Origin of the sequence: Streptomyces corynorhini, from assembly GCF_003346515.1 — a bacterium.
GTDB classification, from domain to species: Bacteria; Actinomycetota; Actinomycetes; order Streptomycetales; family Streptomycetaceae; genus Streptomyces; species Streptomyces corynorhini.
In genome coordinates, this window is sequence record NZ_QQNA01000348.1 from 1 (window position 1) to 7,585 (window position 7,585).

4 protein-coding genes are annotated in these 7,585 nt (G+C 74.4%); 3 read left to right on the top strand and 1 reads right to left on the bottom strand.

Annotation, left to right across the window (positions count from 1 at the left end; translation table 11 throughout):
• Window positions 1-346 precede the first annotated feature (346 nt).
• Window positions 347-3,277 (bottom strand): helix-turn-helix transcriptional regulator, encoded by a 2,931-nt coding sequence (locus DVH02_RS31735; RefSeq protein WP_233518583.1) that lies wholly within the window; start codon window positions 3,275-3,277, stop codon window positions 347-349.
• A 294-nt stretch (window positions 3,278-3,571) separates the two neighbouring features.
• Between DVH02_RS31735 and DVH02_RS31740 the strand changes: the two genes are divergently transcribed.
• From DVH02_RS31740 to DVH02_RS31750, 3 genes are all read left to right on the top strand, one after another.
• Window positions 3,572-4,210: a helix-turn-helix transcriptional regulator gene (locus DVH02_RS31740; RefSeq protein ID WP_114627306.1), complete on the top strand. Its 639-nt coding sequence runs from the start codon at window positions 3,572-3,574 to the stop codon at window positions 4,208-4,210.
• Between the two features lie 233 nt (window positions 4,211-4,443).
• Window positions 4,444-5,133 carry a DUF4255 domain-containing protein gene (locus tag DVH02_RS31745; RefSeq protein WP_114627307.1) on the top strand — a complete coding sequence of 230 codons (690 nt, stop codon included), beginning with the start codon at window positions 4,444-4,446 and terminating at the stop codon, window positions 5,131-5,133.
• Window positions 5,130-7,304, top strand: coding sequence for an ATP-binding protein (locus DVH02_RS31750; RefSeq protein ID WP_114627308.1), 2,175 nt, complete (start codon window positions 5,130-5,132; stop codon window positions 7,302-7,304). The genes DVH02_RS31745 and DVH02_RS31750 overlap by 4 nt, the downstream gene beginning before the upstream one ends.
• The last annotated feature ends 281 nt before the right edge of the window (window positions 7,305-7,585 follow it).

The window sequence follows — 7,585 nt, forward strand, 5'->3', positions numbered from 1 at the left end:
GAGCTGACCGAAGGGGCCGGCCGGGTCGGCGGGACCACGGTGCCGACGCGGACCGCGGGGCCCACCGGCTCAGAGCCTGTCGGGTGACCTTCGATCGGAAAGCGGACGCGGTCTGGTGCACTGCACTCGCTTCGCTCGCTCCGTCTCGGCGCTTTGATTCCTCGTCCGGATGCCGAGCGCGATTCCAAGGCGCCGGAGTGTCCTCGGATGGGGTATCCCCTGCTCGAACGCAGTTGAGAGCTTGGGGAGGGAGCTACTAGGGCATTTCGGCAACGCGGGAAGCGTGCGGGCCAGGGCGTGGCCGCCCGATCAGAGGTCACCCGACAGGCTCTCAGCCCTTCCCCGGTCACGCGGGCCCTTCCGTATCGCTGTTCAGCGCGGCCGGAAGGTCTGCCCTCCGCCGTATCCGCAGTTTGCGGTAGGTGCTGGTCAGGTGGGTCTCCACGGTACGCCGTGCCAGGTGCAGCAGTTCGGAGATCTCGGCGTTCGTCCGGCCTTCGGAGGCCAGTACGGCGATGCGGCGCTCGCTCGCGGTCAAGGAGCCGCGCCCCGTGAGCGACGTGCTGCCGCGGCGGGCGCCGCTGGCGCGCAGGGCCAGCTCCGCCTCGCCCGACAGCCGTACCGCGCCCAGCTGTTCGGCCGCCGCCGCGGCCTCCCTGAGCAGCGGTCGGGCGCGGCGCGGCTGCCCGGCGGCCGTGAGCTGGAGGCCGTGGGTGATGAGCGCGGGCACCAACTCGACGTCGAGCGAGGTGTCGCGCAGGATACCGACGGCCTCGGCGGTGAGTTCGAGACCGCGCCGGCCGCCGGTGGCCGCGCCCAGCACGCGCAGCGCGCGGCCCCTGACCCGGGGCGTGCCCCAGACGGCGGCGTACCGGCGCTCCTCCTCGGCGAGCGCGAGGGCCTCCCGCGTCTCGCCCAGGAGGAGATGGCATTCGGCGGCGGCCGAGCGCCACGGTGTGACCACGGGGCTCTCCACGTCGCGGCCGAGCTGGCGCCTGCCGCACTCCCGGAAGTCGTCCAGGGCGCCCGCCGGGTCGCCGGTGGCCACGCGCAGGAACCCGCGCGCGTAGAGGAACCGGTTCAGCTCCCCACTGTCGTGCGCGTCCTTGACCTTGACGTCGGCGACGAGCCGCTCCGCCTCGACGGGCCGGCCGCGTTCGACGAGTGCGATGACGCGGTGGGCCAGGAAATTGCTCGCCCCCGTACGGGGCGTGTCGTCCGGCGTCCTGATCCGGTCGGCGGTCTCCTCCAGCACCCACCGGTAGTGGCCGCGTGCGGCGGCGATGTCCACCCGCGCGTCGAGCAGCGACCGGTGGGCGGGGTGCAGCGTGGAGAGCCGGTGCTCCGTCAGGCCGGTCCTGACGAGCCGTTCGGCGTCGTCGGGCGCGTCGGCCCACTGCGCCACGGCGGCGGCCGTGCCCAGCAGATACGGCACGAGCAGCGGGTCCTCCGGTGCCGTCAGCTCCCGTCGGATCCGCCGCACGGCCGACTCGGCGGACAGCAGTCCGGCCGCCGACTCGTACCGGATCACCAGGGCGCGCAGGGCCGGGCTGATCCGTTCCGGGGAGCGCTCGGCGCTCGCGCGCAGCCGGGTGTAGACGGCCCGCCGGATCTCCGGGTCGTGGTCGGAGAAGAACGCGGACGCCGCCTGGACCGTACGGGCGAGTACGGGTTCCCCGTCCAGCGCGCCCAGTTCGCGCAGGACGTCGAGCGCGGCGTGCGGCCTGCCCCGCTCGGTCAGCGCGCTGCCCAGGGTGACCGCCGCCAGCACCCGGCCCCTGGGCCGTTCCTGGAGACGCAGCGCCTCGGTCAGCCGGGATATCCCGCCCGACCGCCGGGTGGCGAACTCCAGTTCGCCCAGTGTGGTGAGTACCTCGGCCCGCTGCTCGTGCGGCATCGGTTCGTCCAGCGCGCGGCGCAGGTAGTGCACGGCGGCATCGGTCCTGCCCGCCCCGGCCGCTTCTGCCGCCGCGTCGAGGAGGGCCTTGGCGACCCACGGCGTACCGTCGGCCGTGGCGCCGGGGGTGGTACGCAGCAGATGTCCGGCCACCGCCTCGACGCCGTCGCCCCGGTCCCGGCGCAGTTCGGCGGCGCGCAGGTGCAGGGCCTGCCGGTGCGACCGGGGCCAGCCGTCGAGGACCGCTCCGCGCAGCAGCGGGTGCGCGAAACGCGGGGCGCCGGTGCCGGGGGCGCGGCGCAGCAGGCCGAGCCGGATCATCGCGGCGAGCCAGCCGTCGACGCGGTGGGGGTCGGCCCAGGTCAGCTCGGAGAGGAAGTCGCCGAGGCCGTCGCCGAGACCCGGATCGGGATCGGGGTCGAGGCCGGGGTCGGAGTCGGGGCCGGGGCCGGGTGCTGGGTCGCCGGGGCCGGGTGCCCCGTAGCCGCCGGGCGCCCCGTACTCCTCCCTCTCGCCGTACGGTCGCGGTGCCGCCTCCTCCAGCTCCGCGAGGGCGCGGGCCACCATGGTGCCGCCGGGGCCCGTGCTCTCCAGCCACCACGAGACCGCCGCCACGAACGCCCCCGGGTACAGCTCGGCGCAGTTCTCGGGCATGCGCGGCTCGGGCGTGGGCGGCTCGGGCGTGGGCGGCTGGGGCGTGCCCCGCTCGGGAAGCCGTGGCCCGGCGCCGCCGCCGTCCGGGGCGCCGACCGGGAAGACCGCCCGCAGATCGTCCAGCAGCGCGCGCAGCAGCAGCGGATTGCCGGCGCCCGCCCGTACGCAGCCGTCCACCCAGGCGTCGCTGGTGTCCGCGCCCAGGGCGCCCCGTATCAACTCCTCGGCGGCGGGACGGCTCAGCGGGGCCACCGCGTGCACCCGGACCGCGCCGGGGGACAGGGAGTACGCGAGACCCGGTGTCGACGGGGCGATGTCGTACTGTCCGCGCTCGGTCACCACCATCAGCACCGGCATCCCGGTCAGCCGTCGCGCCCCCTCGGTGAGCCACGCCCGGGAGGCCCGGTCGGCGAGGTGCGCGTCGTCCACGGCGACCAGCAGCGGCGACTCGGCCGCGTGCTCGCACAGCAACTGCCAGAGCCGGGACGGGTAGCCGAGGTGGTACGGGGTGTCCGGGGTGTCGTCGTCGGGGCCGCCCAGCTCGGGCGGCGGGTCGAGGAGCTGCCGCACCAGGGAGAGGGAGGTGCCGGAGCTGTCGGCGGAGGCGTGGGCCCGCAGGACCCGCATGCCCAGCTCGGCGCCCAGGTCGGCGGCGACCTCCAGCAGCGCGCTGCGGCCCGTACCGGTGGGCGCGCGGAACAGGACCAGCCGTCCCGAACCCGCCATGGCCCGGCCGGCCTCCGCGGCCAGCAGTTCCAGCGCGGCCCCACGCTCCAGCAGCCCGGCCGAGGCGGGGCCCGAACCGGGGCCAGGGGCCGTCAGCGGGTGGGGGGCCGGGACCCGCGGGCGTGCCGGTGCCGGATGCGCCGGCCGATCCGGATGCGCCGTCATGAGAGCCTGCCGCCGATCTCGTGGTCGATCTCGTGGTGGGCCACGGTTGTGGTCGTCCTATCGGCGAAGGAGGCTGGAGAAGGGGCAGGAGATCTATTCCGCTAAGGCGAGACGCGAGGACGTACACGCATGGTTCTTCGAACCCCGGCCAGAATTCCGGTGGAGATTCATGCGTCGGACCCCCTCTCCCTCGACGGGGCGGTCAGCCAGCTCCGTCGGCAGGCCGAGGTGGAGCTGGTCGACGAGGGCGCGGGCCGACCGGGCACGGTCGCGGTCCTGCTCGCCGAGGCGCTGGACGAACCCACCCTGTCGCGGCTGAGGCGGCTGACCCGCGCGGACGGCGCCAAGGCCGTCCTCGTCACGAGCCTCATCCGCGAGGCGGAGCTGCTCCAGGTGATCGAGTACGGCGTCGGAGCGATCGTCTGGCGGCGCGAGGCTACCGGCCACCGGCTCCTCCAAGCGGTCCTCGCGGCCTCCCGGGGCGACGGCGATCTCCCGTCGGACCTGCTGGGGCGGCTGATAGCCCAGGTCGGCACGTTGCAGCGCGGAACGGCCAGCATGTCCGGCGCCACCGCGTCCGGCCTGGCGCCACGCGAGGTCGATGTGCTGCGCCTGGTGGCCGAGGGGATGGATACCGGGGAGATTGCCAGCAAACTGTCGTACTCCGAACGTACGGTCAAAAACGTCATGCACGGCCTGACGACCCGCCTGCAGCTCCGCAACCGGGCCCATGCCGTGGCCTATGCCCTACGGGAAGGCTACATCTGATGTTCTCCGCGCCGAGTCAAGGGCCCTGAGGACAGAGGAAGGGCGATGCGGGGGCAGTGGTGTTGCCCCTTGATCGTCCCCCGGGCGCCTCGCGGGGCGGGCGCCCGCACGGCCACGATGAAGTGGGGCGCTCCGTGCCGGAGCGCCCTGACCGGTCGGACCACGCAAGGCCCCGCCGGGTGAGGTGACAGGCCGTTCGGTGACGAGCGGCGACAGCGAAGGGCAGCGCGACCGTGATCCACGAGGTGGACGACATCCTCAAAGGGCTGCTCACCCGAGGCGCCTTCGCGGGGTCGGATGTCGAGGTCAGCTTCGACGCCCCGACGCGCGACTGGGCGGCCCGGCGCAACGCCCCGACCGTCGACGCGTACCTCTACGACATCCGCGAGGACACCAAGCGGCGCCAGCGCGGCAAGATGTCGGTCCGCGACGAGCAGGGCGTCACGCTCAAGCAGCATCAGCCGCCGCGCTGGTTCCGGCTCGCCTACCTCGTCACCGCCTGGACCAAGCGCCCGCAGGACGAACACCGGATGCTCTCCGCCGTCCTGCACACGCTGCTGCCCAAGGAGATCCTGCCGCCGGAGGAACTGACCGGCACCCTCGCCGGACTCGGCCTCTCCATCCCGCTGACGGTCGCGGGACTGCACACCGAGGCGCGCTCGCTCGCGGACATCTGGTCCGCGCTCGGCGGCGAACTCAAGCCCTCGCTCGACGTGGTGATCACCGCGCCCTTCCTGGCGTACCCCGAGTACCGGGTCGGTCCGCCGGTCACGGAAGGGCTCGGCGTCCAGGTACGCGGGGCGGAGGGCACGCCCGGCGACAGCGCCACGCGCTTCCACAGCCCGGAGAGCGTCGAGACCGCGAAGGCGGAGTTCGCGAAGAGGAACGGCATGGCGGGAACGCTTCAGGAGTTCCGGAAGTGAGCGACGTCTCCGCACCGCTGCTCGAACGGCTCGCGGGACTGCGCGACCGGGTGGCGTTCCTCGTCGACCGCCGCAGCGCCACCGACCCGACGGCCGGGGATCCGATGCGCGGGATGTATCTGACGGACGAGGGGGTACGGCACCTGCTGTTCAGGGGTGCGGGGGCGGGGGCCGCGCACCCCGCCCCTGTGGACGAGCCGGACGAGCCGGACGAGCCGGATGCGTCGGACGAGCCGGGTGGGCCGGACGAGTCGGACGAGTCGGACGAGTCTGCGGTGGGCCCCGCGGCACAGGAGCCCGACGAGCCCGACGGGTCCGCGGCGCCCCCCGAGGACCGGCTCCACCGGCTCTCCTCCTGGCTGGGCCTCGGCCCGCTGGACACCCAGATCCTGTTGATCGCGCTGGCACCCGACCTGGACCGCACCTTCGAGGCGCTGTACGGCTACCTCAACGACGACGTCACCCGCCGCCGGGCGACCGTCGCGCTCGCGCTCGACCTGTGCGGGGTGCCCACGCACTCCGCCGCCGGACGGTCCCGCTTCCGGCCGTCCGCGCGGCTGCTCGCCCGGGGGCTGATCGAGGTGGACGAGCCCGAACGCCCCTTCCTCAGCCGCTCGTTGCGCGTCCCCGACCGGGTCGTGGCGCATCTGCTGGGCGACGACACCCCGGACCCGGCGCTCGACGGGACCGTACGCCCGTTGCCGTACCTGTCCGAGAGCCCCGGCACCTCAGGCCCGGCGCACCGTGACGACCCGCTGGTGCGGAGGCTGGCCGAGCGGCTGGCCGAGCGCCCGCTCACCGTCTACCTGCGGGAGCACCGCGACGGCGACGGGCTGGCCTGCGCCATCGTCGCCCTGGGCGCGGCCGGTATCCCCGCCCTGCGTCTGACCCCGGGGGCACGCGCGGGAGACCACCACCCGGGGGAGCACGCGCCGGTGGAACGGACGGCGGGGGAGCGCCTCCCGTACCGCGAGCTGCTGCGCGAGGCGCGGCTGACCGGTCGCGCGATCGTGGTCACCGCGCTGCCCGAGAGGCCCGAGGAGCTGATCAGGGCGCTGGCGGTGGACGACGTCCCCGTGCTGTTCGCCGACCCGCGCCCGTACGACCCGCAGTGGTGCGACAGCGGGCGCGACCCGATCGTGCTGGACGCCCCCCGGCAGCGCGCCGGCGATCTCGACGCCTGGCGCGCCGCGCTCGGCCCCGGGGAGCCGGCCTTCGATCTGGCGCCGGTCGTCGCCGCGTACCGGCTCGGGCCCGGCGGCATCGACCGCGCCTCCCGCGCGGCACTGGACCGCGCCGTGTTCGACGGTGCCGAGCTGTCCGCCGGGCATCTGCGGCTGGCGGCCCGGCAGCAGTCCGCGTCCGGCCTCGAACGGCACGCCCGCCGGATCCGGCCCGACGTCGGCTGGCAGGATCTCGTCCTGCCCGAGGGCCCGTTGGGTCAGCTGCGCGAGCTGGTCCTGCGCGCCCAGCACCGCGACCGGGTCCTCGGCGACTGGCGGCTGAGCGCGGGCGGCGGGCGCGGGCGGGGCGTGGTGGGGCTGTTCGCGGGCGATTCCGGCACCGGGAAGACGCTCTCCGCCGAGGTCGTCGCGGGCGAACTCGGCCTCGACCTCTACGTCGTACAGCTGCCGTCCATCGTGGACAAGTACGTCGGCGAGACGGAGAAGAACCTGGAGCGGATCTTCACCGAGGCCGACCGTACGGACGCGGTACTGCTCTTCGACGAGGCGGACGCCGTCTTCGGCAAGCGCTCCGAGGTCAGCAGCTCCAACGACCGGCACGCGAACATGGAGAGCGCCTACCTCCTCCAGCGTCTGGAGTCGTTCGACGGCATCGCCCTGCTGACCACCAACCTGCGCTCCAACATCGACGACGCCTTCACGCGCCGGCTCGACCTGGTGGTGGACTTCCCCTTCCCCGACGAGGACCAGCGCCTGGCGCTCTGGCTCCACAGCCTCGCCCATGTCCCGTGCGCCGACGACCTCGATCCGGCGGCCTGCGCACGGGACTTCGAGCTGGCGGGCGGTTCGATCCGCAGCGCGGTCGTCACCGCCGCCTACGCGGCGGCCGACCGGGGCGACGGCGTGTCGACGGCGGACCTGCTGGCGGGCGCGCGGCGCGAGTACCGCAAGTCGGGCCGGCTGGTGCTGGACGACGCGTCCTGGTAGGCGCCGTTCCGCGTCGCGGGCGGCACGAGCCGTCGTGCGCGCGGGCCCGCGGCCACCGGACACTCGGTCCGGTGGCCGCGGGCCCGCGCGGGTGACGACCTGGGCAGGTTTACCGCACGGGCGCCGGAAGCCAGTTTTACTGCATGGGCGCCGGGAGCCAGTCCTTGGCCGTGACCGTGCCCGGAACGTTCTGCTGCTTGATCCAGCCGAGCTTCGTCTTCGACCGCGCCGTCTCGTCCATTACCCCGCTCCGCGCGGCCCCGCACAGGCCCTGGTACTCC

Coding starts and splice junctions, on each gene's coding strand:
- DVH02_RS31735 (WP_233518583.1), bottom strand. CDS start 3,277: ATGGCGGGTTCGGGACGGCTGGTCCTGTTCCGCGCGCCCACCGGTACG.
- DVH02_RS31740 (WP_114627306.1), top strand. CDS start 3,572: ATGGTTCTTCGAACCCCGGCCAGAATTCCGGTGGAGATTCATGCGTCG.